Source organism: Dactylosporangium sp. NPDC049525 (genome assembly GCF_040676755.1).
In the GTDB taxonomy this organism is placed as follows: Bacteria; Actinomycetota; Actinomycetes; order Mycobacteriales; family Micromonosporaceae; genus Dactylosporangium.
This window is the reverse complement of record NZ_JBFAPO010000084.1, coordinates 11,985-38,336: the sequence shown is the minus strand read 5'-3', so window position 1 is coordinate 38,336 and position 26,352 is coordinate 11,985. Positions and strand designations below refer to the sequence as shown.

Sequence of the window (26,352 nt, the reverse complement as noted above, 5' to 3'; positions counted from 1 at the left end):
GCCTGGGTCGTCGGCGTGCTGCGCACCGCGGCCGCCCGGGCCCGCGACCGCGCCGCGCCGGACGCGGCGGTCGCCTCGCTCACCCGCGCGCTGCAGGAACCACCGGACGCCGACGCGCTGCCCGGGGTGCTGCTGGAACTCGGGCAGGCCGAGGCGATCAGCAACGCCCCGGCGGCCATGGCGCATCTGCGGCAGGCCTATGACGCGATCACGGATCCGGGGGTACGGGCCGACCTCGCCCTCACCCTCGGCCGCACGCTCGTGTTCGTCGGCACGCCCGGATCCGCGACCCGGTTCGCCCGCGAGGCCGGCGCGGCGCTGCCGGCGGATCCGCCGTACGCCGACGACCGGCAGGCGTTGCTGGCCACCGAACGCATCAGCGGCTACCTGCACGACCTGGACCCCGCCGTGTGGCGGCGCCGGCCCGAACCGCGGATCGAAGGCACCGGCCGCGGCGCCCGGATGCTCGCCGTGGCCCTCGCCTGGGAGGCCGTCATGGATGGCGTCGACCGGGCCAGAGCGGTCGAGCTGGCCCGCTTCGGCGTCGCCGACGGCGACCTGCTCTCCGCCGACACCGGCCTGCTGTGGGTCATCGCCGGGCAGGTCCTCGACCTGTGCGACGAGGACTCGACCGGGCTGTGGGACGCCGGCCTCGCCCAGGCACACCAGCGCGGCGACCTGTTCACCGCGCTCGGCATGCACCTGTGGCGCGGCTACGTGCAGTGGGGGCGCGGCGACCTGCGGGAGGCGGCACAGGCCCTCGCCGCCGGGAACGAACTGTCGCACGCGTGGGGCGCCGGCGGGATCGCGTCCGGCTACGGCGAGGCGTTCCAGCTCGGGGTGCTGCTCGACCGCGGCGACCTGCGCGCCTGCCGCGCCTACCTGGAGCAGGTGCGGCCGCACCCGCGCATCACCGAGGGCGCCCGCATGTTCGGCGAGGCCCACGCCCGGCTCCTCGTCGCCGAGGGCCGCCACACCGAGGCCCTCGACGTCCTGGACGGCGTCGCACCGATCATGGCAGGGGTGGCGAACCCCGCTTGGCGGCCGTGGCGTTCGGCCCGGGCACGTGCGATGGCGGGGCAGGGTCGTACCAAGGCCGCACTTGAGCTTGTCGAAGCGGAACTCGAGCTCGCCGCGGTGTGGGGAGCGCCCCGGGTCGTCGGCCGGACCCTGCGCCTGCGTGGTGAACTGCTCGGCGGGGACGGCGCCGCCGACCTGCGCGCCGCGGTCGACCTGCTCGGGCGGGGCAACGCGCGGGTCGAGCACGCCCGCGCGCTGGTGTCCCTCGCCCGGGTCTGCGCCGAGCCGGAGGCGGTCGCGTCGCTGCGGCAGGCCGCCGCGCTCGCCGCGGCCGGCGGCGCCGACGGGGTCCACCGCGACGCCGTCGCCGCGCTCGCCGCCCTCGGGCAGCCGGCACCGGCCCGCCCGCCCGCGACCGAGACCCTGTCGGCGACCGAACGGCAGATCCTGGACCGGCACCTCGCCGGCGTCGGCGAGCGCGACATCGCCGAGGCGCTGTTCCTCACCCCGCGCTCGGTCCGCGCCGCGCTCGACGCCATGCGCGCCGCCGGGACGTTCGACGCCGGCGGCACCTGACCCGCGGCCGGGTGACCGGTGTCCCGCCGGTTTGGGACCTTCGGCCCTGCGGACGGGCGCCACCTCTCGCCGATGCTGATCGCGGCAGGAAACGGCGAACGCTGGAGGCGACCCGATGCAGCTCGAGGACACCGTGCTGGCGCACGAGAAGTGGTTCCTGCAGAACCCTGCGGCGTACGCGCCGGACTGGTCGTTCGCGACCCGGCCGACGACCCTCGCCGCGCTCGCGCTCGTCGTCGCGGTGACGGTCGCGTGGCGGGCCGTCGGGCGGCGCGTCGGCGCCCCGGAGCTCACGATCCTGCGGCCGATCGGGCGGATCACGCCGTTCCTGCCGCGGCTGCTCGCCATCCACCTCGGCGTCAGCCTGCTCACCCTCGCCGCCCGCGGGTACTTCCTCGCCGCCGACCTGCAGCTGCGCGAACTGCCGGCGCCCGCGGTGCTCGGCGTCGTCGAGGGCGCGCTCGGCGTCTGGTTCATCACCGGTTTCCGGCTGCGGGCCGCCGCGCTGCTGCTCGTCGTCGTCGGGCCCGTCGCGCTCGCCGCCACCGGACCGGTCAGCCTCCTGGAGGCCGCCGACCTGGTCGGCATCGCCGGGTTCCTCGCGTTCCTGCCACCGTCCGGCGACCGGCACGGCGCCGTCACCCCCGACCCGCGGGTCCTGCGCTGGGCGCTGCTCGCGCTGCGGGTCGGCGTCGCCACCGCCCTGGTCACGCTCGCGTTCTCGGAGAAGCTGGCGAACCCGGCGATGGCCCGCGCCACCCTGCAGCACTACCCGCAGCTGGACGTCTTCGCCTACCTGGGCCTGCACGTGCCCGCCGACACGTTCATCGTCGTGGCCGGCGCCACCGAGCTGCTCTTTGGCCTGCTCGTGCTGTCCGGCGCGATGCCGCAGCTGGCGATGCTGGTGGCCGCGGTGCCGTTCAACGCGACGCTGCTCATCTTCGGCGCCCCCGAGCTGCTCGGCCACCTGCCCGTGTACGGGGTGTTCCTGACCCTGCTCGCCTACGGCTCCGACCCGCGCACCGCCGGGGACGTCCGGTGGCTGCCGCGCCCGCGGCGCCTGCGGGCACAGGTCCCCGCCACCACCTGAACGACCGGGTCCCGCCCGGTGCGGGCCGAAGGTCCCGCCCGAGCGGGCCGGTCCGCTCTGCCCGCCACCCGCGCCCGGGCGCCACGGTGGAGAAGTCACCGTTTCGTTGAAACTAAGGAGCCCGTCATGGCCGCCATCCAGTACACCGACCGCGGCACCGCCGTGCGGGTCAGCCCGGCCGGCCGGACGCTGACCCAGGCCGTCCTCGCCGCGCTCGGCGCCCCGTCGGTCCTCAACACCCAGCCGTGGCACTGGCGCATCGACGGCGACACCGCGCAGCTGCGCGCCGACCGGACCCGCCAGCTGCCGACGATCGACCCCGACGGCCGGCTGCTGACGCTCAGCTGCGGCGCCGCGCTGCACCACGCCCGGGTCGCGCTCGCCGCCGACGGCGTCGCCGCCGAGGTGACGTACCTGCCCGACGGCGACGACGCCGACCTGCTCGCCACCGTCCGCCACGCCGGCGTCGTCGACCGCACCGCGCAGGCGCAGCGGCTGCGCCGGGCGATGGGCATCCGGCGCACCGACCGGCGGCCGTTCGCCGACCGGGACGTGTCCGAGGCCGCCCTCGACCGGCTGCGGGCCGCCGCCACCGCGGCCGGGGCCAATCTGCACCTGGTCCGCCCGCAGGACCTCGTCGACGTCGCCGTCGCCGCCGGCCACGCCGCCGACGTCGAGCGCGACGACCCGGCGTACCGGGCGGAGCTGGCCGCCTGGGTCCGTGAGGGCTCCGGCGACGGGGTGCCGCCGGAGACCGCCGCGGCGGGCGGGCCGCGCCCGGTGCCGATCCGCGACTTCACCGGCACCGCCGAGCGCGCCAGCATCTACGCCGGCGGCGAGGTCGCCGACCGCCACGCCCGCTATGGGGTGCTGGTCACCCACGGTGACCTGGCCCGCGACTGGATCGCCGCGGGGGAGGCGCTGTCCGCGGTGCTGCTCACCGCCGTCGGTGACGGGCTGGCCGCCTCGCCGATGAGCGACCTCGTCGAGGTCGTGCCGTCCCGCACGATCCTGCGCCGGATGCTCGGCGACGTCGGCCACCCGGCGATGGTCGTGCGGGTCGGCGTGCCGGGCCGCGCCGAGCCGGCTCCCGTGTCGCCCCGGCGACCGTCCGTGTCGGCCGTCGAGGTCGTCGCCGAGCCGGTCACGGTCGTTGAAGGAGGTGACGGACGGCCGGCGTGACCATTGCCACACTCCCACCCGGTACAGCGGGTGAATGCGGGGAGAACAGTGGAAACTCGGCGGCGCTATCGTCGGAGGCGGCCGACCCGAGAAGCGAGAACGCAACGTTGCACGCCCCGGTTCCGTCTTCAGCATGAAATCGACGGTCGGAAGGGCGTGTGGTGGCGAAGAAGCGCAAGGATCCGCTGTGGACGAAGCTGCTGCTCTGGTCGGGCGCGCTGCTGCTCGTCGTCAGCGGCGGCGGGCTGATCGGCGGCAAGCTGCTGCTGGATCACTACAGCGACGCGATCACCCACCCCGGCGGCCTCGGCGCGGCCGCCGCCGAGGGCAACACCATCGACGGCCCGATCAACCTGCTGCTCGTCGGCGTCGATGAGCGCGTCAACGACACCGAGATGGGCGTCCGCGCCGACTCGATCATCATCGCGCACGTGCCGGCCAGCCACGACGCCGTCTACCTCACGTCGATCCCGCGAGACACGAAGGTCAAGATCCCGCCGCACCCGAAGACGAGGTTCGAGGGCGGCACCGACAAGATCAACGCGGCGTTCCAGGCCGGCTTCCAGAACGGCGGCGGCCGTGACGGCGGCCTGGAGCTGCTCGCCGAGACCGTCAGCACCCTGGCCGGCGGCCTGAAGTTCAACGGCGCCGCCATCGTCAACTTCGACGGCTTCAAGGGCCTGGTCGACGCGATGGGCGGCGTGCACATGTGCGTCGACGAGCGGGTCATCTCCATCCACACCGGCTGGAACACCAAGACCGGCAAGGAGGGCGTGCCCTACAACTTCGCCAACGACCTTCCCACCACCCTCAAGCCCAACATGCGCCCCCAGATCTACGAGGTCGGCTGCTACGACATGGCGGCCTGGGAGGCGCTGGACTACGTGCGGCAGCGCGACAAGCTCGCCAACAACGACGGCGACTACGGCCGGCAGCGCCACCAGCAGCAGTTCATCAAGGCGATGGTGAAGAAGGCGACCAGTGCGGGGGTCATCACCAACCCGCTCAAGGTCACCGAGATGCTCAACAAGATGGGCGACGCCGTCTCCTTCTACAACAACAAAATCTTGCTCATCGACTGGATCTTCACCCTCAAGGGCATCAACCCCGACCAGATGGTGACGTTGAAGGTCAACAACGGCGAGTTCCATTCCGAGACGGTCGGCGGCAAGTCCTACGAGGTCCTGGACGACACCGCCAAGGAGCTGCTGGCCGCGATCGTCCGCGACGAGGTCGGCCCGTTCGTCACCGCCCACCCCGAGATGGTGAACAACAACGCCGACCAGGCCGCTGTGTCACCGACCACAACGCCGACAAAGTCACCGTCCGTGAAGGCTTCCACTCGGTAAGCACCGACAATGGGGTGGTGGATGCCGAGACACTGCTGCTGTTCGTCCTCGCCGCAGTAGCGGTCGTGGTCGCGGTCCGCTGGTTCGCCGGGCGGACCGGCCTGCCGGCCGCGGCGATCCTGCCCGTCCTCGGCATCACCTACGCGCTGCTGCCCGGCCCCAACGTGGCCCTCGAACCGGAGATCGTGCTCACGTTCGTCCTGCCGCCGCTGCTGTACAGCGCGGCCCTGGACTCCTCGCTCCTGGCCATCCAGCGCAACGTCCGGATCGTGGTGAGCCTCTCGGTGATCCTGGTGTTCATCACGGCCATCGCGATCGGCTACGGCTTCCACTACCTGGTCGCGGGCGCGACCCTGGCCGCCGGCATCGCGGTCGGCGCCGCCGTCGCCCCACCGGACCCGGTCGCCGCCCTCGCCGTCGGGCGCAAGGTCGGCCTGCCGCAGCGGCTGGTCACCATCATCCAGGGCGAAGGCCTGCTCAACGACGCCACGGCCCTGACGATCCTGAGCTTCGCGTCCGCCGCGATCATCGGCGACAGCTTCTCCGCGCCCGCGGCGGCCGTCCGGTTCGTGGTCGCCGCGGCCGGTGGCGCCGCGGCCGGCGCCGCCATCGCCTACGCGGTCCGGCTGCTCCGGCCGGTCACCCGCGACCCGATGGCCGCCAACGCGATCTCCCTCGCCACCCCGTTCGCCGCGTACCTGCTCGGCGAGCACCTGCACGTCTCGGGCGTCCTCGCCGTCGTCGTCGCCGGGCTCGTCGTCGGCCACCACGCCCCCGGCACCACCTCCGGGGCCAGCCGCCTGCAGACCAACGCCGTCTGGCGGCTCGTCGACTTCCTGCTCGAAGGGTTCGTGTTCCTGCTCATCGGCCAGCAGCTGCCGGAGGTCATCGAGGGCCTGCGGCAGTACCGCACCTCCACCGTCGTCACCGCGGTCGCCGTGTCGGTCGGCGCGGTGCTGCTCATCCGCCCGCTGTGGCTGCTGCTGACCCAGTCGCTGCCCCGCTCGCTGCACTCACGCCTCGGCACCGGCCAGCACTCCGACAAGCTCACCGGCCGCGAGGTGACCGCGCTGAGCTGGGCCGGGACCCGCGGCGTCATCAGCCTCGCGGCCGTGTTCACGCTGCCGCGCATCACCCCCGACCGTGACCTGCTGCTCTTCTGCACCCTGGCGGTGGTGCTGGTGACGCTGGTGGGGCAGGGGCTCACGTTCGCGCCGCTGGTCCGCCGCCTCGGCCTGCACGCCGACCAGGTCGACGAGGCCCGCCTGCGCAACGAGGCCCGCTCGGCGTCGGTCCGCGCCGCCCTCGACCGCCTCGACGACCTCGACCGGGACCGCCGCGAAGACCCCGGCGCCCGTGACCCCGAGGCCGACGCCGCCGAGGCCGAGGCGGTCCAGACCATGCGTGGCCTGCTCGGCCAGCGCCTGGCCCGCTATCAGGGTCGCATCGACCTGCTGCAGAACGCCGAGTCCCTCGAGATGCCGGTGTCGCCCCGGTACGAGGCCGCCCTGCGCATCCGCCGTGCCGCGATGGAAGCCCAGCGCGAGGAGCTGCTCCGCTGGCGTGACGCCGGCACCCTTCCCGACGAGAGCCTGCGCGTCCTCGAACGCGAACTCGACCATGAGGAACGCCTCCTCCCCGACCGCCCCAAATGAGCCCGGCGGGTAGGTTCGCAGTATGGAACGCAGGCGGGTGCTCGTGTCCGGGCGGGTGCAGGGCGTGTACTACCGCGACACGTGCCGGCGGGTCGCGGCCGGCGCGGGCGTCGGTGGCTGGGTCCGTAATCTCGCCGACGGCCGGGTCGAGGCGGTCTTCGAAGGGCCACCCGAGGCGGTCGAGCGGCTCGTCGCCTGGACCTGGCACGGCCCCAGCGCCGCGGCCGTCACCGACGTCGAGGTGCACGAGGAAACCCCAGAGGGCCTCGCCGTCTTCGCCATCCTCTGACACCGGGTAGCGGTACTCAGGCGGATTGAGCAGCAGCGCTGATTCGTCCCGCGGCCGTCAGCGCGACGCTGAACGGCATGCGTGAGATCGAATCCACCCGGGACCGCTACGTCGACCTGCTCCGGGTGTTCTCGCTCGGTGTCGTCGTGCTGGGCCACTGGCTGATGGCGGTCGTCGCGGTCGGCGACGACGGGGTGGCCCGCGCCGGCAACGTCCTGGCCGTGGTTCCTGCCCTGCAACCGGCGACCTGGCTGCTGCAGGTGATGCCGGTGTTCTTCTTCGTCGGTGGGTTCTCCCATGCCGTGGCGTGGTCGTCGGTACGCCGGCGGGGTGGACGGTATGCGGACTTCGTCCGCTCCCGGGCCGGGCGGCTGCTGCGCCCGACGGCGGCCTTCGCGGCGGTGTGGCTGGTCCTGGCGCTCGGCATCGAGGTCGCCGGCGCGGACCGTGGGGTGCTGCGCCTCGCCACCCGCGTGGTCGCCCAGCCGCTGTGGTTCATCGGGGTGTACCTCGGTGTCGTCGCCCTCGCCCCGGCGATGCTCCGGCTGCATCGGCGGGCGGGCCGCCTCGCACCGCTGGTCCCGGTGGCGCTCGGCGCGGCGGCCGTGGCCGTCGACGTGGCCCGGTTCGGCCACGACGTGCCGTTCATCGGCTTCGCCAACGTCGCGTTCGTCTGGCTCGCCGTCCACCAGGCCGGTTTCCTCTACGCGGACGGCTCGCTGCGGCCCGGCCGGCCGACCGGCTTCGTCCTGGCGGGCGTGGGCCTCGCCGGCACCGTCGCCCTGACCACGATCGGCGGGTACCCGACCTCCATGGTGGGCGTTCCCGGCGAGCGGGTGTCGAACATGTCGCCCCCCACGGCCGCGCTGCTCGCCTGCGCGGTGCTGCAGATCGGCCTGGTGCTGCTGGCCCGCGGGCCGCTGACCCGCTGGCTGCGCCGTCCCGCGGTCTGGCGGGGCGTGGTCACCGCCAACGGCCTGTCGATGACGACGTTCCTGTGGCACCTGACCGGGTTGTTCGTGGTCAGCGCGGCCACGCTCGCCCTCGGCGTCGGCCAGCCCCCGGCCGGCTCGGCCGCGTGGTGGCTGTCGCGGCCGGTGTGGATCGCGCTGCTGCTGGTCCCGACCGCGGCGCTGGTGGTCCTGTTCCGCCGCGCGGACCGGCCCCGACCGGCCCGGGTGCCCGCCGCCGGCGCCGCGGGTCGCCGCCACCGGACCCCGCTCGCGGCCGCCGGCATGCTCCTGTGCACCGCCGGCGTCCTCGGCGTCTCGGCCGTCGGGTTCGGCGGTGTCCTCGCCGGGCGCACCGCCACGCTGGTCGTCGTGCCGGTCACGCCGCTGGCGTCGGTGCTGCTGCTGGCCGCCGGCGCCGGTCTGCTCCGGCTGACCCGGCCCGGCCTGCCGTTGCCGTAGGGGGTTCGTTCAGCGGTCCTCGTCGGACCCGGCTCCGGACGCCAGCCACCGCACGTGCGGGTCCGGGTCGGCCAGGAGCCTCGCGACGGTGCCGGCGATCCGGGCCGGGTCGGCCCCGACCTCGACGACCAGGCCGTAGATCGCGTAGCCGCGGACGTCCTCGTCCTCGTCGCCGGTCAGCACTTCCAGCGCCGTGATCGCGGCGTCGTCCACCGCGTCGGGATCCACCAGGCACGGGATGTTCGCCGCGACGTGGAACCGCACGAAGTCGTCGTCGTGCCCGGCGAGCCGCAGCACGCCGGGCAGCGCCCGGGTCAGCTCGTGGTAGCCGACGGCGGACACCACCCAGCCCAGCACGATCGGGTCCTGCTCGCGCTCGAGCAGGTCCATGAGCAGCGGCGCGTTGTCCAGCCGCAGCGGCGCCGCCTCCGGAACGTGGCGCCCCACCTCGCGCAGCACCCGGACGCCGAGCTCCCGGCGCCCGGGGTCGGGGTCCCGGGCGAGGGACCGGGCGGTCTCGAACACCTCCGGCGTCGGCCGCTGGTGCAGCGCCAGCAGGTTGTCGTAATGCCACTCCGGGTCGTCGTCCTCGACCTCGGCCAGCGCGCCGTCGAACAGCTCCGCCGTCGTCCGCTCGTCCGCTGCACCCACGGCGCTCAATATAGGGATGCGGCCTCAGTCGTGCACCGCGAATGCTCCGGTGTGCAGGAGGCGGCGCAGCCGGGTCAGGCCCCGGGCGCTCTGCGTCTTCACCGTGCCGGCCGAGATGCCGAGCAGGTCCGCGACGGTCTCGACGCTCTGGTCCTCCCAGTAGCGCAGCACCAGGATCGCCCGGTCCCGCGCGGAGATGCGGCCCATCGCCTCCAGCAGCGTCAGCCGCAGCTCGGGCTGGTCCTCCGGGGCGGCCGCCTCGGCGATGTGCTCGACCACCAGCTCCCGGCTGCTGCTGCGGCGCTGATGGTCGAGGAAGACGCGCAGCAGCACCTTCCGCGCGTACGCGTCGGGGGAGTCCCGCCGCTGGATCCGCCGCCAGTGCACGAACAGCTTCGCCAGGGTCGTCTGCGTGAAGTCCTGCGCCAGGTGCCAGTCGTGGCAGAGCAGGAACGCGGTGCGCCGCAGCCGGGGGGCCGCGGCACGCGCGTATTCGACGAAGTCGGCGTCACTCATGCGAGCTCATGCGAGTTCCGGCAGGTCCGGGTGCTGCGCCTGGCCGGCGTCGACGAGCGACCGCGGGATCATCACGCCCCAGCGCGGGTCCGCCGCCACGGCCTTGGCCTGCTCGACCGTCAGCGCCTGCGGTGCGACCGGGTTCGTCGTGCCGTCCCAGGCGAGGCAGCTGGCGATGTTGACCTGCACGGAGACGCCGTCCGGCCGGCGGTGCTGCACGACCGTGCGCTGCACGCAGTTGTCCGGCAGCTCGGTGACGGTCACGGCCGGGGCCTGCCCGCCGCCCTTGGCGCTCAGGTTGTCCGTGCCGACGGCCACCCGCAGCATCCCCGGGCCGCGGCCCGTGTCGAGGTACACCTGGACCATCAGCTGGCCGTCGTCGGTGCCGGCGTACCCGCTGGTCGCCCCCTCCGGCAGCAGCTCCTCCAGCAGCGCCAGCAGCCCCGCGGGCGTGGCCGGCACCAGCTGCTCGGCCAGGGCGGGCGCGCCGACCTGCGCCGGCGGGCCCAGCGCGGCCCGGCCGCCGGCCAGGCCGACCGTCACGGCGACGACCAGCAGCGCGACCGCGCCGTACCGCAGCCGCCGCGTCATCCGCAGCCGCTGTCCCTGCCGCAGCGATGCCGTGACCAGATCCCCGATCGGCGGCTCCGATCCCGCCGACAGCTCGTCGACCAGCCGCGTGCGCAGCTCCTGCTCCACGTGTCCTCCTCGGGTGCTCTTCCACTCTTCCCACGGGCCGGCTCCGGCGCTGGGAAACAGTGGCGTGCGTCACAAGTACGTCGGATGTCGGTCAGCGCACGCCGACGTCCGGTCACTAGAGTCGGCTCGTGGCGTTGCTCTGTCCGGTCCTCATCGGCCGTGGCGACCTGCTCGCGCTCGGTGAACGGCGCATCCAGGAGGTCACCGCCGGACGCGGCCACCTGCTGCTGCTCGCCGGTGAGGCCGGCATCGGCAAGACCCGGCTCCTCACCGAGCTGCGCACCCGCGCCGTGGCGGACGGGTTCGCCGCACACACCGTCGCCGCCTACCCCCGCGACACGGCCGGCGGCGTCCTCATGGACCTGGCGGCCGACCTGACCCGCGCCTCGGGTGCCGGCGCCTCGATCGCCGAGCGGCTGCGCGCGGGCGGCGACGGCGACGCGGACCGGCAGCGCCGCCTCCTCGCGGCCGACCTCGCCGACCTCGTCCTCGCCCTGCCGCAGGGCACCCCGACCCTCGTCGCCATCGAGGACCTGCACTGGGCCGACGACCTCACCCTCGACGTCCTGGAGCGGGTCGCCCGCCGGCTGCCGGACGTGCCGCTGCTGATCGTCGGGACGTTTCGCAGCGACGAGCTCTACCCGCGGGTCCCGGCCCGCTCATGGCGCACCCGGCTGCTCACCCAGCGCCTCGCCGAGGAGGTCCGGCTGCCCCGGCTGGCCGCGACCGAGACCGCCGCGATGGCCGCGCTGATCGCCGGCGCCACCCTGCCCGCCGCGCTCACCACCGCCGTGCACACCCGCAGCGACGGCATCCCGCTGCACGTCGAGGAGTTCCTGCCGCTGGTCTCCGCGGCGCACGCCGTGCCCGACACCCTCGCCGACGCCGTCCTCGCCCGGGCCGCGGACCTGTCACCCGCCGCCCGCGACCTCGCCGGCGCCGCGTCCGTGATCGGCCGCTCCTTCGACGTCGACCTGCTCGTCGCGATCACCGACGAGCCACCGGCGGGCATCGACGCGGCACTGCGCGAACTGACCGACCGGTTCTTCGTGCAGCCCCGCACCGCGGCCGAGTTCGACTTCCGGCACAGCCTCATCCGCGACGCCCTCTACGCCGACCTGCCCCCGCTGCACCGCCGCGACCTGCACGCCCGCGCCGCGGCCGCGGCGGCCGCCGCGGGCTTCGGCGACGCGTTCGTCAGCGACCAGCACGAGCGGGCCGGCCAGCCCGCCGACGCGCACCGGCACGCCCTCGCCGCCGCGGCCACCGCCGTCTCGCTGTCCGCGCACCGCGAGGCCGTCGAACTGCTCCGGCGGGCGCAGCGCACGACCCCCGCCGGCACCCCCACCGCGGCCCGCGCCGACCTGCTCGCCGCGCTCGGTGCGGAGCTCGCCGCGGTCGACGACAACGCCGCCGCAGCCACCACGTACGCCGAGGCGGTCGCGATGCGCAGGTCCCTTGGCGACGACGCCGGCGCCGCCGAACTGATCCCGCCGCTGGCCGCCGCCCGGCACGCCCTCGGCGCCACCTTCGACGAACGCGACCGGCTCCTGCAGGACGCGCTTGCCCTGGTACCGTCCACAGTAGACACCCAGGACGTCCGGGCGCGGATTCTCGCCGGACTGTCGGCGATGCACATGCTCGACCGCTGCCTCGACGAGTCGATCGCGTTCGGCCGGCAGGCCCGCGCCCTCGCCGGCGACGTCGCCACCCGCCTCAACGCCGACACCACCCTCGGCGCCGCGCTCGTCTTCGGCGGCAGCATGGACGAGGGCTGGCAGCTCATGGAGTCCATGGTGGACGGTGCCGCCGGCGCCGGCCTCGAGGCCGAGGTCTCCCGCGGCCACCGGATGATCGGCTGCTGCTCCTCGGCCCTGGTCGAATACGACCGCGGGCTGGACTGGCTGCACCGCGGCGTCGCGTACGCCGAACGCATCGAACGGCTCAACGACCGGCACTACATGGCCGCCCACATCGGCCACGTCCTGTGGTGCACCGGCGACTGGGACGGCGCCGCCCACTGGGCCGGCCAGGCCCTCGCCGACGGCGGCGGCGACGTCGGCACCCGCATCACCGCCCTGCACGTGCTGGGATACCTGGCCCTCGGCCGCGCCGACTGGGACACCGCCCGCACCCACCTGTGCCAGGCGGTCGGCCTCGCCGAACCCATGGACGAGCTGCAACGCCTCTCACCCGGCCTGTGGGGTCTCGCCGAGGTCGCCCTCCATACCGGACACGCCGCCGACGCACTCACCTGGGTCGAACGCGGCTGGGCCGCCTCCGACCCCTCATGGGACGCCGCCTACCTCTTCCCGCACCTGCTCACCGGCGTCCGCGCGCACCTCGCCCTCGACGACCTGACCGGCGCCCGGCGGTGGCTCGAGCGGTGCGAGGAGCGGCTGCGGTACCGCTCGGTCCCCGGCACCCTGCCCGCCCTCGACCACGCGTCCGGCCTGCTGCACCTCGCCGCCGGCCACACCGGCCGCGCCCGGGCCGACCTGGAACGCGCCGGCGCCGGCTGGGACGCCCGCCGCCGCTTCTGGGAAGGCACCCAGGCGCTGCTGGACCTGGCCCGCGTCGCGCACCGCTCCCGCCGCCCCGCCGACGCCGCCACCCTGGCCGCCGAGGCCCGCCGCCGCGCCACGGCCACCGGCGCGACCGCCCTCCTGCAGTCGATGCCCCACCTCGGCACCGGCGACGCGGGCGTGCAGCGGCTCGGCTCCGGCGGCCCACAACGCCTGACAACCCGCGAGACCGAGATCGCCCGCCTCGTCGCCGGCGGCTCGACCAACCGCCAGATCGCCGAGACCCTGGCAATCTCCCCGAAGACGGTCGCCGCCCACGTGGAACACATCCTGACGAAGCTGGGCGCCGCCCGCCGCACCGAAATCGCCGCCTGGGCTGTCATGAGCTCGCGCGGCTCCGCCGACGAGGCGGGGGATTCCCACACCGCAGCCCCCCATGCAAACGCTCCGCGTTCGCACACGATCGACCAGCCCGACAGTTGACTCAACGCGTTCGCCGCCGGCGGCGCGCCTTCCTCTCCGGCTGGTTGCCGGCTCGGGGTCAGTGGGCGCGGAGCAGGCCGAGGTGGAGGGCCAGGCGTTCGTCTGGGTCGTCGAGGCGGGGGCCGTAGGCGTCGCGGAGTTTGCGGAGGCGGTAGCGGACGGTCTGGGGGTGGGTGTGCAGGGCCTCGGCGGTGGGGATGACCTGGCCCTGGCAGCGCAGCCAGGCGAGCAGGGTCTCGGCGAGGACCTCGCGGGACGCCGGGGTCGCCGTTGCGAGCGGGGCCAGGGCGCGGGCGGTGAGGCGGTCCGCGACGCCCGGCTCCCAGGCGGTGAGCAGGGTGACCAGGTGGTCGTCGCAGCCGATGACGCCGTCGGGGAGGGTGCCGGACTGCTGCAGCTGCAGGGCCCGGCGGGACAGGCGGTGTGAGGTGCGGGCCCGCCGCAGCTCCGTCTCCGGGCCCACCGCCGCGCGCCGCCCGGTGAGGCCGCGGACGACGGCGCCCGGCATGACGGCGCCCGGCATGACGGTGTCCGGCATGACGGTGCGGCCAGGGGAGGGCACGACGATGCTGGTGGCGCCGTCGATGACGGTGGCGATCGCGCCGCCGCCGACGGCCCGGGCGAGGTGCTCGGCATCGGTGCCCTCGACGCTGACGACGGTCACCGCCGCCGGTAGCGGCCAGCGGGCCGCCTCGGCCGCGGCGTGCAGGGCGGTGTCCGCGGGTGGGTCGGGCTGGACCAGCAGGGTGATGAGGCGGCGGCGCAGCAGGGCCCAGTCGAGCGCGGCGTCCTGCTGCTCGTCCAGGTAGCCTTCGGCGGCGGCGCCGGCGAGCATGTCGACGTAGTCGAAGAGGGCGTGCGCCACCGCGGACAGGTCGGCGCGGTCCAGCGGCGAGGCGGGGTCGCTGACCGTGGACCAGATCGCCCTGGCGCCGGCGGTCAGCACGGAGCGCAGGGCGTCGATGCGGTGGCCTTCGCGGTGCTCGGTGCGGCCGAGCTCGTGGAAGACCGGGCGGATGCGGGTCAGGTCGCCGCCGGAGACGAAGGCGTCGACGGCGGTCTCGACGCCGACCGTGAGGCCGCGGCCCTGCCCGCCGGACAGTGACCGGCCCTGGGCGAGCATCGCCGCGCTGGCCGTGGCCAGGGTCTGCTCGTGCAGGCGCCCGCGCAGCCCGCGCAAGCGGTCGCGGACAGCGGCGCTGAGCTCGACCGTACACCTCCTGGGATTGTCACCGCGGTGACAAAAGGATGCCGAGATTCTGCTCCCGGCGCCACGATTCTCGCATGCGGGTGCCTAGTCTGAGGGCGTGGATGCAGATGTGATCGTGGTCGGTGCCGGGCTCGCGGGGCTGGTCGCGGCGGCCGAGGTCGCCGACGCCGGCAAGCGGGTGATCCTGCTGGAGCAGGAGCCGCCGCAGAGCCTCGGCGGGCAGGCGTTCTGGTCGTTCGGCGGGCTGTTCCTGGTCGACTCTCCGGAGCAGCGCCGCATGGGCATCAAGGACTCCGCCGACCTGGCCTGGCAGGACTGGCTCGGCAGCGCCGGGTTCGACCGTGCCGAGGACCTGTGGCCGCGCCGCTGGGCCGAGGCCTACGTGCAGTTCGCCGCCGGGGAGAAGCGCGCCTGGCTGCGGGCCATGGGGCACCGGCTGTTCCCGGTCGTCGGGTGGGCCGAGCGCGGCGGCGGCCCCGCCGACGGGCACGGCAACTCGGTGCCCCGCTTCCACATCACCTGGGGCACCGGGCCTGGGGTCGTCGAGCCGTTCGCCAAGCGGGTCGAGGCGAGCCCGCTGGTCGAGATCCGCTTCCGGCACCGCGTCGACGGCCTGGTGAAGACCGGCGGCGTGGTCACCGGTGTCAGCGGGTCCATTTTGGAGCCCAGCGACGTCCAACGTGGACAGACGAGCTCGCGCGAGGTGACCGGCGCGTTCGAGCTGACCGCACAGGCCGTCATCGTCACGTCCGGCGGCATCGGCGGCGACCACGACCTGGTGCGCAAGGCGTGGCCGGCGCGGCTCGGCGCCCCGCCGAAGCGCATGGTCGCCGGCGTCCCGGCGCACGTCGACGGCCGGATGCTCGGCATCACCGAGGCCGCCGGCGGGCAGATCATCAACCCCGACCGGATGTGGCACTACACCGAGGGACTGCAGAACTGGGACCCGGTCTGGCCCAACCACGGCATCCGCATCCTGCCGGGCCCGTCGTCGCTGTGGCTGGACGCGACCGGCAAGCGCCTTCCGGCGCCTCTGTTTCCGGGCTTCGACACCCTCGGCACGCTCAAGCACCTGATGTCGACGGGGTACGACTACAGCTGGTTCGTGCTCACCCAGAAGATCATTGAGAAGGAGTTCGCCCTCTCGGGGTCGGAGCAGAACCCGGACCTGACCAACCGCAGCGTCCGGCAGGTGCTGCAGCGGGTCCGTCCCGGCGCACCCGCCCCGGTGGAGGCGTTCAAGCGCAACGGCGCCGACTTCGTGGTGGCGCCCACCGTGGAGGAGCTCGTCAAGGGCATGAATGGGCTGGCCGGCGACGACCTGCTGTCCGCGCCGGACGTGCGGGCCGTCATCGAGGCGCGCGACCGGCAGCTGACGAACCCGTTCGGCAAGGACGCGCAGATCACCGCGATCCGGGGTGCCCGCGCGTACCGCGGCGACAAGCTCATCCGGGTCGCCACCCCGCACCGGCTGCTCGACCCGAAGGCGGGCCCGCTCATCGCCGTGCGCCTCAACATCCTGACCCGAAAGACCCTCGGCGGCCTGCATACCGACCTGTCCGCCCGGGTCCTGCAGGCCGACGGCTCGCCACTGCCGGGCGTGTACGCGGCCGGCGAAGCGGCCGGGTTCGGCGGTGGCGGCATGCACGGGTACAACTCCCTCGAAGGGACGTTCCTCGGCGGCTGCCTGTTCTCCGGCCGGGTCGCCGGCCGTGCCGCCGCGGCCGCGATCACCTAGAAACGGCGCTCAGCGGCCGGTGGTGCCGTCCAGCTGCTCGCGGAGGATGTCGGCGTGCCCGGCGTGGCGGACCGTCTCGGTGGTCATGTGCGCCAGCACCCACCGCAGCGTCATGTGGCGGCCGTCGATCTGCTGCACGGCCGGGGCGTCGGGGTCGCCGATGCCCCGGACGAGCAGGTCGCTGCGTTCGATCGCGGCGCGGTAGTCGTCGAGGACCTGCGCGGTGCTCCGATCCGGCGGGACCTGCATGTCGAAGTCCCACTCCTGGTCGGGCTCCGCGCCGGCGAGGTGGTGCCCGAACCAGTGCCGCTCCGCGACGGTCAGGTGCTGGACCAGTCCCAGCAGCGTGGTCCCGGACTCCACGAGGACCCGCCGCAGCTGCTCGTCGCTCAGCCCCTCGGTCTTGATGAGCACCGACTCCCGCGCGAACGTGAGAAACGCCAGTGCCGTGTCCAGCTCGCCGTCGTCGTTGCGCGGCACCGGCCGCCGCTGGGTCTCCGCCATGGCACCGACCATACGGGCCGGCCGCACGTCCCACTGACCGCCGTGCGGTGCGGCTACGCCTGGTCCAGCGCGGGGAGGGGCCGGGGCGGGGCGAGGACGGGGGCGAACAGGTCGCCGGGGCGGTCCGGGACGGTGCGGATCGTGAACGCGTCGGGGGTCAGCGCCGGGTCGTCCAGCTCGTCCCAGCCGATCGGCGCCGACACCGGCGCACCGGCAGCGGCCAGGGGGCTGTAGGGCGCGACGACCACCGGCCCGCCCGCCACGCCGTGACCGGCGAGCTCGGGCACCACCGCCGCGATCGAACGGGCGAGCGCACCGATCCAGCCGGCGGTGTCGCCGGCGGCCGGCACCCACAGCTCGATGCCGCCCGCGACCTTCACGCCCGCGGTGACGCCGAGGTGTTCGAACGCGGTCCGGTACAGCCGGGCGAGCACCAGCTGATCCGCCCACGCGGTGCCGTGACCCAGGTCGATCACCGCGAACCCGGTCGACGGCACGTGCCACTCCAGGGCGTCGACGCTCGCCGCCCACACCAGCGCGGCGGGTTCGGCGACGGTCAGGGAGGTGAGCCAGTCCGGTGCCCACCGCGGCGGCCTGCGCTGCCACGACCCCGTGGTGCCGGCCCCGTTCGGGAAGCGGCGCAGGGAGAGCGCGCGACCGGTCACGAACGGCAGCACGGTCGGCGCCATCAGGGTGGTGTACCGCAGCAGCTCCCGCTTCGTCACCGGCGCCTGCCCCGGCAACGGCGGGAACAGCACCTTGTCCGGTGCGCCCACCCGCAGGTCACGGCCGAAGACGTGCCACGTGTCGCCGTCGCCGAGCTCCTCCAGCGCGCGCAGCTCCTCCTGGCTCGCCTTCAACGGCCGGGCGCCGGTGTGCGGGTCCCACAGCCGGTCCGGGTCGGCGAGCACCTCCTCGCTGGTCCGTCCGCTGAGGACGGACCTCGGGTGATCCTCCGGATCCCAGCCGTCCACCGCGTGCTCGTCGCGCTTGTGCAGCAGCAGCCAGTCGTCCTTGCCGGACCCCTGCCGCCGCGTGCGGATCAGCACGAACGTGCCGCGCAGCTTGTCACCGTGCAGCCGCGCGTGCAGCTCCCCGGCGGCGACCGCGGCGGCCGGGTCCGGGTCCTTGGGCGAATCCCACGTGCCGGCGTCCCACACGATGACGTCGCCGCCACCGTACCCACCCCTCGGGATGACCCCCTCGAAGTCGACGTAGTCCATCGGGTGGTCCTCGACGTGGAACGCGGCCCGTCGCACCTTCGGGTCCAGGGTCGGGCCCTTCGGCACCGCCCAGCTGACCAGGACCCCGTCGATCTCGAGCCGGAAGTCGTAGTGCAGCCGGGTCGCCCGGTGCCGCTGCACCACGAACCGCCGCTCACCAGCCATTCAGGTATCGTGACAGGTGGCGCCGCCGCGCGCCGTACTCCCTGACCGGTGACCCACGCCCACCGGCAACGCGGGGGAGAAGGTGGTCTGCTGCCATCGCGGTCAGCTCGTGCACGGCCGGTCCACCACCCGACCCGCACGACGGTCGCCGACTCGCCGCGTGGGCAGGCGAAGCGGCCCGACCGTCGGTGAGGCAACCGTGATGACCGACCACAAGCATCTCAAGCGACTCGTCCGCCGGCGCAGCGCCCGCACGGGGGAGTCCTACACCACCGCCCGCCGCCACGTCCTGGCCGCCCGGCGGGACCTGCCCAATACCGTCCGGCACCAGCCGAGCGACCTGGCGCGGCGGCTGCTGCCCACCGGCACCGACCTGAGCGAGCCGATGGTCTGCGGCCTCGGCGGCGGCATCGGCTTCATGGCCGCCGTCTTCGACTACCGCGGCATGCCGCCGATCCTCACCATCGTCGCCCAGCACCACCCCGCGCCGTGGACGCCCACGGTCCTGCGGCGGCTCGGGATCCCGTTCACCGAGGCGCACAGCACCGCCCCGGCGTCCGCCCTGAAGGCCCTGCGGTCCTCCCTCGCCGAGGGGCGGCCGGTGTACTGCACCGTCTCCGCCGCCCGGTTGCCGTGGCGGTCCGTGCCGGTCCCGGTCGACGCCGACCCGTACGGCATCGTCGTGACCGGCGAGGACGACGACGGGTTCGCCGTGCACGACGCCGGCCCGCACCGGCTGCCGGTGGACGGGTTCCTCGACGCGTGGTCCGCCCACCGCAAGGGCCGCCACCACCGCATCGTCGTCACCGGCGCGCCGGCACCGGCCGTGGCGCTCGAGGACGCCGTCACCGCCGCGGTCGCCGAGACGGCCGCCCACCTGACCGGCCCGGTCCTCGGCAACGCGTTCGACGCCAACTTCGGCTTCGCCGGCATGACCCGCCTCGCGGCGCAGCTGCGCGACACCAGGACCAGGACGGGGTTCGCCCGGCGGTTCGCCGCCCCTGACGCGTTCGCGTTCGTGCTCCGCCGGGTGCACGAGTGCCTCGAGGAGCAGTACACGGCGCCGGCCGCGACCCGCCCGATCTACGCCGACTTCCTGGACGAGGCGGCGGCGGTGTCGGGCCGCCTACGGCTCGCCGAGGCCGCGGCGGCGTTTCGGACCTCGGCCGCCGCGTGGTCGGCGATGTCCGCGACCGCGCGGGAGCCGGACGGGTCCGAGCCGGCGGCGGTGTTCGCGGTCCTCGCGGAGCTGCTCGACGAGGCCCGCGCGGTGGAGGAGGCCGCGGTGGACCTGCTGCGCTGATGTGGGGGTCGGTGGCGGGTCTACGGACCCGCCGTCGAGGCGGTGACCGGGGCGGGGCCGATCGGGTGGTCGGCCGGGACCGGCTGCCCGGGCGGCTCGGCGCGGATCACGTGCCGCGCGACCATGACGCCGACGGCCACCGCCACCACCACCGCGCCCGGCAGCAGCGACATCCCGTCGGCGGCCCAGCTGCTGCCGGCCACCGTGAACAGCACGTTGGCCACGAAGATCGACAGCAGCAGCGCCGCCGCGACGACCAGCGCGCTCAGCGCCGGGCTCGCCAGCACCAGGGTGATCCAGAGCGCCGACCTGGGCGACCGGCGCGGACCCCGCAGGATCCCGATGGCCAGCACCATCATCGGCACGGTGAGGAGCAGGCCGATCGTGGTGATGTCGTTGGGCACCCCGGCGCCCGTGCCGGCGCCCCACGCGCCGAGCAGCAGCGCGGGGACGGCGCTGTTCACGGCCAGCCGCAGCGGCGCCGGCCGGACCGGGCGGGCCGCCGCCGCGGCGTGCACGGCCACGACCGCGAACGCCGCCGCCAGGATCGCCGTCGCACCGGCGAGCCCGACCGGCAGGTACGGATGGTTGACCGCCGGGGTGCCCTGGCCGAACATGATCGGCCCGCAGCAGGCGGCGGTGACCGCCGTCCACCCGAGGCGGCGGCGGGCCACCAGCGCGTCCGCGCCGCGCCGCCGGCCGGCGACCCGCCACGACAGTGCCGCCGCGACCGCCGCCACGGCGAGCGCGGCCCGCAGCCCACCCGGCCCTTCGGCGTCCGCGCGGGCGAGGATCCCGTCGGCGATCAGCAGCACGGTGGTCTGCACCGCCGCGGCGAGCGGTGCGGCCCGCCGGTCGGCCGCGGCGAGGACCAGGCCGAGGGCCGCGAGCGTGATGCCCGCCCAGCGCAGCTCGGCACCCCACATGTACAGCTCGCCGTCGCCGCCGGGCATCGGTGCCGTCTCCCCGATCCGGGGCAGCGCGGGGGTGAGCACCGCGAGCGTGTATGCCCACGCGAGCAGACCCGCCAGCATCGACACGACACCGGCGACGGCGGCCGCCGGCAGCAGGCGCAGCGACGCCGGGGCGGCGGCCGGCAGGGTCGCCCGGTGGGGTTTCGGCCGCGCCGCGCCCAGTCCGTAGCCCACCGCCAGCCCGGTGAACAGCAGCAGCTGGAACGGATACGTGTTGGTCGCGTTGAGCAGCGCGATGGCGTCCGGGGACTGGTACCAGGACTCGGCGCCGGTGGACCAGTCGGACCAGGGCCGGCCGGACACGAGCGCGGGCGCCCAGGTCAGCGCCGCCGACGGACCCGCACCGGCGGCGAGGACGCCCGGCAGCGCCGCGGCGCTGATCGCCAGCTCCACGACCAGCGGCGTCCCGGTCGCGGCGAGCGTCGCCGCCAGCCACCAGCGCCGCCGCCGCGCCGCCAGCCGCACCACGGCGACGGCCAGGGCTGCGGCCAGCAGGGTCCAGGCCGTCGCGCCGAGGCAGAGGCTGACGGTGAGGGCGGCGCCGTCCTGGCCGGCCATGCTCTGCATCCCGACCACCAGCACGGCGAAGGCCACCGCCAGGGCGGCGGGCGCCGCGGCCGCCGGGCCGGCGCTGCCGAGCCGGCGGAGCCGGGCCCACCGCACCGGCATGCGGCGGCCGAGCCACACCGCGAGGAGCGTGAGGACCAGCAGCGCCGGCAGCGCCGTCGCGACGGTGACCGCGGTGCCGGCCGGCCAGCCGACCCGTACGCCGGACAGGCCCAGGAGCCACTCGCTGAGCGCGCGCAGGACGCCGCCGCCCGGGCCGACCGCCACCAGGCCGAAGATCACCAGCAGCGCCATCGGCTGCAGTGCGCGGCCGGCCTCGGGCAGGCCCTCCCGCCAGCCGCGCGGCACGCCGGCCTCGTCCTCGACCGGCGACGCCGCGGCCAGGCTGAACGCGAACCGCAGCTGGCCGAGCGCGCGGCGGCCGGCGCCGGTGCCGGCCTCGGTGCGCAGCTCGTGCAGCTCCGCGGCCCACTCCCGGGCCTGCTCGGCGCGCACCTCGGCGGGCCAGCGCCGGGCCGCGAGTCGCAGCAGCGCCTCGGCGACCCGGTCCGCGGCGGTCACGCCGGCCCCGCCGCGGTCGCGGTCCCCGGCGTGGCCGCGGGGCCGGCGCCCGGCGCCAGCCGTGCGTACAGCTCCGCGACCGCGGTCCGTGCGGCCACCGCGCCGTCCGGGGTCAGCCGGTAATACCGCCGGGCCGGGCGGGCGGCGGCGACCGGATCGACGTCCTCCCAGTGCGCGACCACCCAGCCGGCCCGCTGCAGGCGCAGCAGGATCGGATAGAGGGTGCCGCTCGGGTGTCCCGTGACCCGCATGAGGTCCAGGCCGTAACGGTCGGCGGCCGGATCGGCGAGGAACGCCGAGAGCACCTTCGCCACCGCCGCGGTGATGCGCACGTCTGTCGCCACAGCGAGCACTCTACATAGGGCTCAGCAGTTTCTCTACATAGCCTGGAGGTCGGACGGGATCATGCTGTACATGATGAGATCGTGGCGGCCCGAGCGGGAGACCGCGACGTTGCGCAGCACCCCCTCGGCCCGGAAGCCGGCCCGCTCCGCCACGTGCCGGGACGCCGTGTTCGCCGGCGCCGCCTGCACCGCGATGCGGGCGAAGCCCTGCGTCGTCAGCGCCCACCGGGCCACCGCCGCGGCCGCCTCCGCCGCGACGCCACGGCCCCGCGCCCACGGCGCCGTCCAGTAGTGCATCTCCGCCGACATCGCCGTCCAGTCCGCGCCGAACAGCGACACGTGCCCGACCAGGCGGCCGCCGTCGCGCGGCACCACCGCGAACCCGATGCCCTTGCCGGTGCGGCGGCGCTCCTCGATCCCGCTGGTGCACCAGGCCAGCGCCACGTCGAAGCCGGCGCCGACGTACGCGTAACCGAGCGGCGCCGAGTCGATGAACCTGGCGTCCTGCCAGACGGCGTGGACGTCCGCGGCGTCTCCGGGCCCGAAGGGGCGCAACAGGAGGCGGTCCGTGGTCAGCGTGACCGAGGGCAGCACCGGGTCGCTCATCAGGGCAGCGTCACACCGTCGACGGGGTCCGCGGAGGTCTCCCAGCGCTCCCACCACACCGGGTCGGGCAGTTCCCCGGACGCCTCGACGATGCGGTCCAGCAGGTCCAGGCACTCCTGCGACGCGTCGACCTTCGCCTCGTGCACGATCGCCGACAACTCCCGCTCCCGCTCCCGCATCACCACGCCGACCAGGTCCCGGCCGGCGGGGGTGAGCGCCAGCCAGGTCGAGCGGCGGTCGTTGTCGCGGTGGAAGCGGCGCACCAGGTGCTTGCGCTCCAGCCGGTCACACATGCGGGTCAGCGTCGACGGCGCCACGTCGAGCTCCTTGGCCAGCCCGGCGCTGCGTTGCGGGCCGGCCGTCGCCAGCATCACCAGCGCCCGGTACTGCGGCAGCGTCACATCGGCGTCCATCGCCGCCAGGTTGCGCGCCGCGAGCGCGACCATGCTGCGACTGACCGCCAACAGCGCACGGACCAGCGCCTCATTTTCCCCCGGGGTGGTCATCCGGACATCGTTGCACGGTGGATACGGCCGCTGGTGTGCACTATCGTGTGCCAGGAAGATTGCAGTAGTACAACTTTCTTGAAGGAGGCCAATGAACGGGGACGGCCCGCCGGAGCTTGCCCACATCCTCCTTATCGAGGACGACACCGGCGATGTCGCGTTCACCCTCGACGAGTTCCGGGAGCACCGGCTCCGCAACGAGGTCACCGTGATCGGCGACGGCCTGGACGCGATCGACTTCCTCGAGCACCGCGGCGCGCACGTGGACGCGCCGACGCCCGACATCGTCCTGCTCGACCTCAACCTGCCCGGCGTCGACGGCCGCGTGGTGCTCGACCGGATCCTCGGCAACCCCCGGCTCGTCGATCTCACCGTCGTGGTGCTCACCAGCTCGCCCCTGGAGGAGCAGATGCTGCGCGACTTCGGCGTCCCGACCGAGCACTTCTTCCGCAAGCCCGTCGACTTCGCGCAGCTCGCGAAGCTCATCAACGGCATCGACCGCTACTACCTGGTGATCGACCGGCTCACCGGTCAGTGATCAGCGTGCGGTAGTCGGTCGTCGTCAGCGGCAGCTCCGTGAGCGAGCCGTCCGCACGGGGCACCTTGAGCACCTCATCGTTGAGCAGGAAGCGGACGGTGTCCACGTCGGTGCGGGCGTCCAGGGTGCACACGATCTGACCGATCGCCAGGATGTCGTCGGTACGCCCACCGGCCTGCGGCCGGAACGACACCTCTGCGGTGCCGGCGACGAGCCGTACCCCCGCGATGAGATCCGTGCCGGTCAACGCGCTGGACAGCCCCTCGTCCCGCTCGGCGTCCGTGGGGCCGGCGACCAGGTCACCGAGCAGCGCCGACACGTCTGCGGTCGAGCCGACCCGCCGCTCCACCGCCACGAGCTGCTCGTCGCGCACCAGGTACAGCCGCTCGACCGCCGGGCCGGCGGAGTTCCCGGCGGCCTGCGGCGGCGGGCTGCCGATCACCAGCGACGGCTCGATCGGCCGCGGCCCGCTCTCGTTGGGCACGCCACAGCCCTGCACCGCCATCCCGAGCAGCAGTCCGGCGAGCGCCACGGCGGCGGCGCGCCTCACGGGACGGCCCCCGGCAGCTCGACCCGTGCGGCGGCGCGCCTCACGGGACGGCCCCTGGCAGTTCGACCCGGAAGCGGGCCCCGCCGCCGGGGCGGTCCAGGACCACGACCCGCCCGCCGTGCGCCGTCGCGTGCTGCGTGACCAGCGACAGGCCGAGCCCGGTGCCGTCGCCGCCGCCGCGGGCACCCGCCGACCGGCCCCGCACGAACCGGTCGAAGATCACCGCCCGGTCGTCGGGCCGGACCCCCGGGCCCTCGTCGTCCACCTCGACCCGGCCGGTCCCGGCCACGCAGGTCAACCGGATCGCGACCGGTCCGCCGCCGTGCCGGACCGCGTTGTCGAGCAGGTTCGCGAGGATCTGCTCGAGCCGCCGCCGGTCGACCAGCCACCGCGGCGCCTCGTCGCCGGCCGGCTCCACCAGGTCGGGGTCGAGGCCCTGACCCTCCACCACCTGCCGGGCCAGGTCGTGCGGGTCCACCGGCGCCCGGCGGGCCGGCTGGTCGCTGCGGGCCAGCTCCAGCAGGTCGTCGACGAGCTGCTGGAACCGCTCGATCTCCTCCACGACGAGGCCGGCCGCGAGCGCGGTCCGCTCGTCCAGGTGCTCCCGCCGCCGGTGCAGGACGCTGGCCGACGCCGCGAGGGTCTGCAGCGGGGAGCGCAGCTCGTGGCTCACGTCTGCGGCGAAGCGGCGGTCCCGTTCGTGCCGGCGGGCGAGCTGGTCGACCATCCCGTTGAACGACGCCGTCAGCCGCGCCAGGTCCGGCTCGGCGGCGGGGTCGAGGCGGGCGCTCAGGTCGCCGTCGGTGATGCCCTGCGCGGCGTCGGCGACCGAGCGCAGCGGCCGCAGCACGTATCGTGTCGCATACCAGCCGAGGCCCGCGCCGGCCGCCGCGACCGAGGCCGCGACGAGGCCCAGCACCCATGCGAGGGTCCGCAGCGTCTGGTCGAGCTCCCGCAGGTAGTCGATCTCGTACAGCGCCGTGGTCGGCGACAGCGACACCCCGATGACCAGCGCCGGGACGCCGTCGACGCGGACCCACTGCGCGCCCTGGCCGCCCTGCTCGACGACCCGTTGCAGCCCGGCCGGCACCGCGTCCGCCGCGCCGGGGTCGGCGTTGCGCGTGTACCAGTCGCCGTCGCGGCGCAGCAGCGTCCGGCGGTTGCCGCCGGTGTCCAGCGACTTGAGGATGGCCACGACGTCGGGCCGGTCGCCGGCGAGGCTCGCCGTGATGATCCGCGCGTCGTAGGCCGTTGCCCGCACCGCCGCCCGTTCCCGGCTGGCGAGCAGGTAGCTGCGGGTCAGCTCGTAGGAGATGAACGCCATCGCCACGGACAGCGCCAGCGCACCGGCGGCGAATCCCGCGATGACCCGCGTGCGGAGCCCGGCTCGTCTCATCGTTGCAGCTTGTATCCCATGCCGCGGACCGTCACCAGCCGCCGGGGCGTCCGCGAGTCCTCCTCGATCTTCTGCCGCAGCCGCCCGACGTGGACGTCGACGAGGCGTTCGTCACCCACGTCGTATTCCCAGACCCGCTGCAGCAGCTGCTGGCGGGTCAGGACCAGGCCGGGGTGCTCGGCGAGCTCGCACAGCAGCCGGAACTCGGTGCGCGTCAACGCCACCGGATCGCCCGCCACCCGGACCTCGCCGGCCTCGGGCAGGATCTCCAGGTCACCGAACACGAGCGTCGACACCGTCGACAGCACCGCGCGGCCGCGCCGGCGCAGCGCCCGCAGCCGGGCCGACAGCTCCTTCACCGCGACCGGCTTGACCAAGTAGTCGTCGGCGCCGGCTTCCAGCGCCGCGACGATGTCGTGGGTGTCGTCGCGGGCGCTGACGACCACGATCGGCACGTCGTCGTCGCGGCGCAGCTGGCGGATGCACTCGAACCCGTCGACGCCGGGCAGCATCAGGTCGACCAGCACCGTGTCCGCGGGCTCCGCACGCTGCGCGACCAGGCCGTCCTCGGCGCTGGACACCCCGCGCACCGAATAGCCCTCGTCCTCCAGCGCGAGCACCAGCGACAGCCGGATCCGATCGTCGTCCTCGATGACCAGTACGCCTGCCACCATTGCATCATGCCAGGCCGGGTCCGTTGTCATACAACTGTCATAGTTC

At 74.7% G+C, this 26,352-nt stretch carries 24 protein-coding genes; 11 read left to right on the top strand and 13 right to left on the bottom strand.

The window, feature by feature from the left end:
* The 7 genes from AB0K00_RS52900 to AB0K00_RS52870 form a co-directional block, all read left to right on the top strand.
* Positions 1-1,596 (top strand): hypothetical protein (locus AB0K00_RS52900; RefSeq protein ID WP_363538461.1); only part of this gene is annotated, 1,596 nt, incomplete at its 5' end.
* A 115-nt stretch (positions 1,597-1,711) separates the two neighbouring features.
* Positions 1,712-2,686, top strand: a complete 975-nt coding sequence (locus tag AB0K00_RS52895; RefSeq protein WP_363538460.1) for a hypothetical protein — start codon at positions 1,712-1,714, stop codon at positions 2,684-2,686.
* Between the two features lie 126 nt (positions 2,687-2,812).
* Complete coding sequence (locus AB0K00_RS52890) at positions 2,813-3,868, top strand: nitroreductase (protein WP_363538459.1); 1,056 nt, start codon at positions 2,813-2,815, stop codon at positions 3,866-3,868.
* 161 nt (positions 3,869-4,029) lie between these two features.
* The gene (locus AB0K00_RS52885) at positions 4,030-5,217 is read left to right on the top strand and encodes an LCP family protein (protein WP_363538458.1); all 1,188 of its coding nucleotides are present in this window, start codon (positions 4,030-4,032) and stop codon (positions 5,215-5,217) included.
* A 17-nt stretch (positions 5,218-5,234) separates the two neighbouring features.
* The gene (locus AB0K00_RS52880) at positions 5,235-6,872 is read left to right on the top strand and encodes a Na+/H+ antiporter (RefSeq protein WP_363538457.1); all 1,638 of its coding nucleotides are present in this window, start codon (positions 5,235-5,237) and stop codon (positions 6,870-6,872) included.
* A 22-nt stretch (positions 6,873-6,894) separates the two neighbouring features.
* Positions 6,895-7,161 carry an acylphosphatase gene (locus AB0K00_RS52875; RefSeq protein WP_363538456.1) on the top strand — a complete coding sequence of 89 codons (267 nt, stop codon included), beginning with the start codon at positions 6,895-6,897 and terminating at the stop codon, positions 7,159-7,161.
* 77 nt (positions 7,162-7,238) lie between these two features.
* Positions 7,239-8,573: an acyltransferase gene (locus tag AB0K00_RS52870; RefSeq protein WP_363538455.1), complete on the top strand. Its 1,335-nt coding sequence runs from the start codon at positions 7,239-7,241 to the stop codon at positions 8,571-8,573.
* A 9-nt stretch (positions 8,574-8,582) separates the two neighbouring features.
* Here the strand turns inward: AB0K00_RS52870 and AB0K00_RS52865 are convergent, their stop codons facing one another.
* From AB0K00_RS52865 to AB0K00_RS52855, 3 genes are read right to left on the bottom strand one after another with little or no spacing between them, the layout of a single operon-like run.
* The gene (locus AB0K00_RS52865) at positions 8,583-9,224 is read right to left on the bottom strand and encodes a hypothetical protein (RefSeq protein ID WP_363538454.1); all 642 of its coding nucleotides are present in this window, start codon (positions 9,222-9,224) and stop codon (positions 8,583-8,585) included.
* 24 nt (positions 9,225-9,248) lie between these two features.
* Complete coding sequence (locus AB0K00_RS52860) at positions 9,249-9,740, bottom strand: SigE family RNA polymerase sigma factor (RefSeq protein WP_363538453.1); 492 nt, start codon at positions 9,738-9,740, stop codon at positions 9,249-9,251.
* Between the two features lie 6 nt (positions 9,741-9,746).
* Positions 9,747-10,439 (bottom strand): hypothetical protein, encoded by a 693-nt coding sequence (locus AB0K00_RS52855; protein WP_363538452.1) that lies wholly within the window; start codon positions 10,437-10,439, stop codon positions 9,747-9,749.
* Between the two features lie 128 nt (positions 10,440-10,567).
* Here AB0K00_RS52855 and AB0K00_RS52850 point away from each other — a divergent pair, with 128 nt between their 5' ends.
* A complete protein-coding gene (locus tag AB0K00_RS52850; protein ID WP_363538451.1) occupies positions 10,568-13,447 on the top strand; it encodes an AAA family ATPase in 2,880 nt (959 codons plus the stop codon).
* 58 nt (positions 13,448-13,505) lie between these two features.
* On the opposite strand, the gene AB0K00_RS52845 is transcribed toward AB0K00_RS52850, so the two are convergent.
* Entirely contained in the window at positions 13,506-14,627 is a 1,122-nt protein-coding gene (locus tag AB0K00_RS52845) for a helix-turn-helix domain-containing protein (RefSeq protein ID WP_363538450.1), read from the bottom strand.
* Positions 14,628-14,754: 127 nt separating this feature from the next.
* Here AB0K00_RS52845 and AB0K00_RS52840 point away from each other — a divergent pair, with 127 nt between their 5' ends.
* On the top strand, positions 14,755-16,395 hold the full coding sequence (locus tag AB0K00_RS52840; RefSeq protein WP_363538449.1) for an FAD-binding dehydrogenase: 1,641 nt from the start codon (positions 14,755-14,757) through the stop codon (positions 16,393-16,395).
* Between the two features lie 9 nt (positions 16,396-16,404).
* Here AB0K00_RS52840 and AB0K00_RS52835 read toward each other — a convergent pair whose 3' ends face one another.
* Both AB0K00_RS52835 and AB0K00_RS52830 read right to left on the bottom strand, forming a co-directional pair.
* Positions 16,405-16,899, bottom strand: coding sequence for a DinB family protein (locus tag AB0K00_RS52835; protein ID WP_363538448.1), 495 nt, complete (start codon positions 16,897-16,899; stop codon positions 16,405-16,407).
* Positions 16,900-16,952: 53 nt separating this feature from the next.
* Positions 16,953-18,287, bottom strand: coding sequence for a DNA polymerase ligase N-terminal domain-containing protein (locus AB0K00_RS52830; RefSeq protein ID WP_363538447.1), 1,335 nt, complete (start codon positions 18,285-18,287; stop codon positions 16,953-16,955).
* 202 nt (positions 18,288-18,489) lie between these two features.
* Here AB0K00_RS52830 and AB0K00_RS52825 point away from each other — a divergent pair, with 202 nt between their 5' ends.
* Positions 18,490-19,590 carry a DUF4872 domain-containing protein gene (locus AB0K00_RS52825; protein WP_363538446.1) on the top strand — a complete coding sequence of 367 codons (1,101 nt, stop codon included), beginning with the start codon at positions 18,490-18,492 and terminating at the stop codon, positions 19,588-19,590.
* Between the two features lie 20 nt (positions 19,591-19,610).
* Here AB0K00_RS52825 and AB0K00_RS52820 read toward each other — a convergent pair whose 3' ends face one another.
* From AB0K00_RS52820 to AB0K00_RS52805, 4 genes are read right to left on the bottom strand one after another with little or no spacing between them, the layout of a single operon-like run.
* A complete protein-coding gene (locus AB0K00_RS52820) occupies positions 19,611-21,692 on the bottom strand; it encodes a hypothetical protein (RefSeq protein ID WP_363538445.1) in 2,082 nt (693 codons plus the stop codon).
* A complete protein-coding gene (locus tag AB0K00_RS52815; RefSeq protein WP_363538444.1) occupies positions 21,689-22,036 on the bottom strand; it encodes a PadR family transcriptional regulator in 348 nt (115 codons plus the stop codon). The genes AB0K00_RS52820 and AB0K00_RS52815 overlap by 4 nt, the downstream gene beginning before the upstream one ends.
* Positions 22,037-22,069: 33 nt before the next feature.
* A complete protein-coding gene (locus AB0K00_RS52810; protein WP_363538443.1) occupies positions 22,070-22,642 on the bottom strand; it encodes a GNAT family protein in 573 nt (190 codons plus the stop codon).
* On the bottom strand, positions 22,642-23,148 hold the full coding sequence (locus tag AB0K00_RS52805) for a MarR family transcriptional regulator (RefSeq protein ID WP_363538442.1): 507 nt from the start codon (positions 23,146-23,148) through the stop codon (positions 22,642-22,644). Before AB0K00_RS52805 ends, AB0K00_RS52810 begins: the two co-directional genes overlap by 1 nt.
* Positions 23,149-23,239: 91 nt before the next feature.
* Between AB0K00_RS52805 and AB0K00_RS52800 the strand changes: the two genes are divergently transcribed.
* Positions 23,240-23,686 carry a response regulator gene (locus AB0K00_RS52800; RefSeq protein WP_363538441.1) on the top strand — a complete coding sequence of 149 codons (447 nt, stop codon included), beginning with the start codon at positions 23,240-23,242 and terminating at the stop codon, positions 23,684-23,686.
* Here AB0K00_RS52800 and AB0K00_RS52795 read toward each other — a convergent pair.
* The 3 genes from AB0K00_RS52795 to AB0K00_RS52785 are packed head-to-tail and all read right to left on the bottom strand — an operon-like array spanning position 23,673 to position 26,303.
* Positions 23,673-24,236, bottom strand: a complete 564-nt coding sequence (locus AB0K00_RS52795; protein ID WP_363538440.1) for a GerMN domain-containing protein — start codon at positions 24,234-24,236, stop codon at positions 23,673-23,675. The genes AB0K00_RS52800 and AB0K00_RS52795 overlap by 14 nt on opposite strands.
* A gap of 40 nt (positions 24,237-24,276) precedes the next feature.
* Positions 24,277-25,632, bottom strand: coding sequence for a HAMP domain-containing sensor histidine kinase (locus tag AB0K00_RS52790; RefSeq protein ID WP_363538439.1), 1,356 nt, complete (start codon positions 25,630-25,632; stop codon positions 24,277-24,279).
* On the bottom strand, positions 25,629-26,303 hold the full coding sequence (locus AB0K00_RS52785) for a response regulator transcription factor (protein ID WP_363538438.1): 675 nt from the start codon (positions 26,301-26,303) through the stop codon (positions 25,629-25,631). Before AB0K00_RS52785 ends, AB0K00_RS52790 begins: the two co-directional genes overlap by 4 nt.
* Positions 26,304-26,352: the final 49 nt, after the last annotated feature.

Bases quoted from the DNA above. Each gene is read 5' to 3' on its own strand.
- AB0K00_RS52860 (WP_363538453.1), bottom strand. From the start codon at position 9,740: ATGAGTGACGCCGACTTCGTCGAATACGCGCGTGCCGCGGCCCCCCGG.
- AB0K00_RS52825 (WP_363538446.1), top strand. From the start codon at position 18,490: ATGACCGACCACAAGCATCTCAAGCGACTCGTCCGCCGGCGCAGCGCC.
- AB0K00_RS52895 (WP_363538460.1), top strand. From the start codon at position 1,712: ATGCAGCTCGAGGACACCGTGCTGGCGCACGAGAAGTGGTTCCTGCAG.
- AB0K00_RS52800 (WP_363538441.1), top strand. From the start codon at position 23,240: ATGAACGGGGACGGCCCGCCGGAGCTTGCCCACATCCTCCTTATCGAG.
- AB0K00_RS52835 (WP_363538448.1), bottom strand. From the start codon at position 16,899: ATGGCGGAGACCCAGCGGCGGCCGGTGCCGCGCAACGACGACGGCGAG.
- AB0K00_RS52790 (WP_363538439.1), bottom strand. From the start codon at position 25,632: ATGAGACGAGCCGGGCTCCGCACGCGGGTCATCGCGGGATTCGCCGCC.
- AB0K00_RS52805 (WP_363538442.1), bottom strand. From the start codon at position 23,148: ATGACCACCCCGGGGGAAAATGAGGCGCTGGTCCGTGCGCTGTTGGCG.
- AB0K00_RS52870 (WP_363538455.1), top strand. From the start codon at position 7,239: ATGCGTGAGATCGAATCCACCCGGGACCGCTACGTCGACCTGCTCCGG.
- AB0K00_RS52830 (WP_363538447.1), bottom strand. From the start codon at position 18,287: ATGGCTGGTGAGCGGCGGTTCGTGGTGCAGCGGCACCGGGCGACCCGG.
- AB0K00_RS52890 (WP_363538459.1), top strand. From the start codon at position 2,813: ATGGCCGCCATCCAGTACACCGACCGCGGCACCGCCGTGCGGGTCAGC.
- AB0K00_RS52810 (WP_363538443.1), bottom strand. From the start codon at position 22,642: ATGAGCGACCCGGTGCTGCCCTCGGTCACGCTGACCACGGACCGCCTC.
- AB0K00_RS52875 (WP_363538456.1), top strand. From the start codon at position 6,895: ATGGAACGCAGGCGGGTGCTCGTGTCCGGGCGGGTGCAGGGCGTGTAC.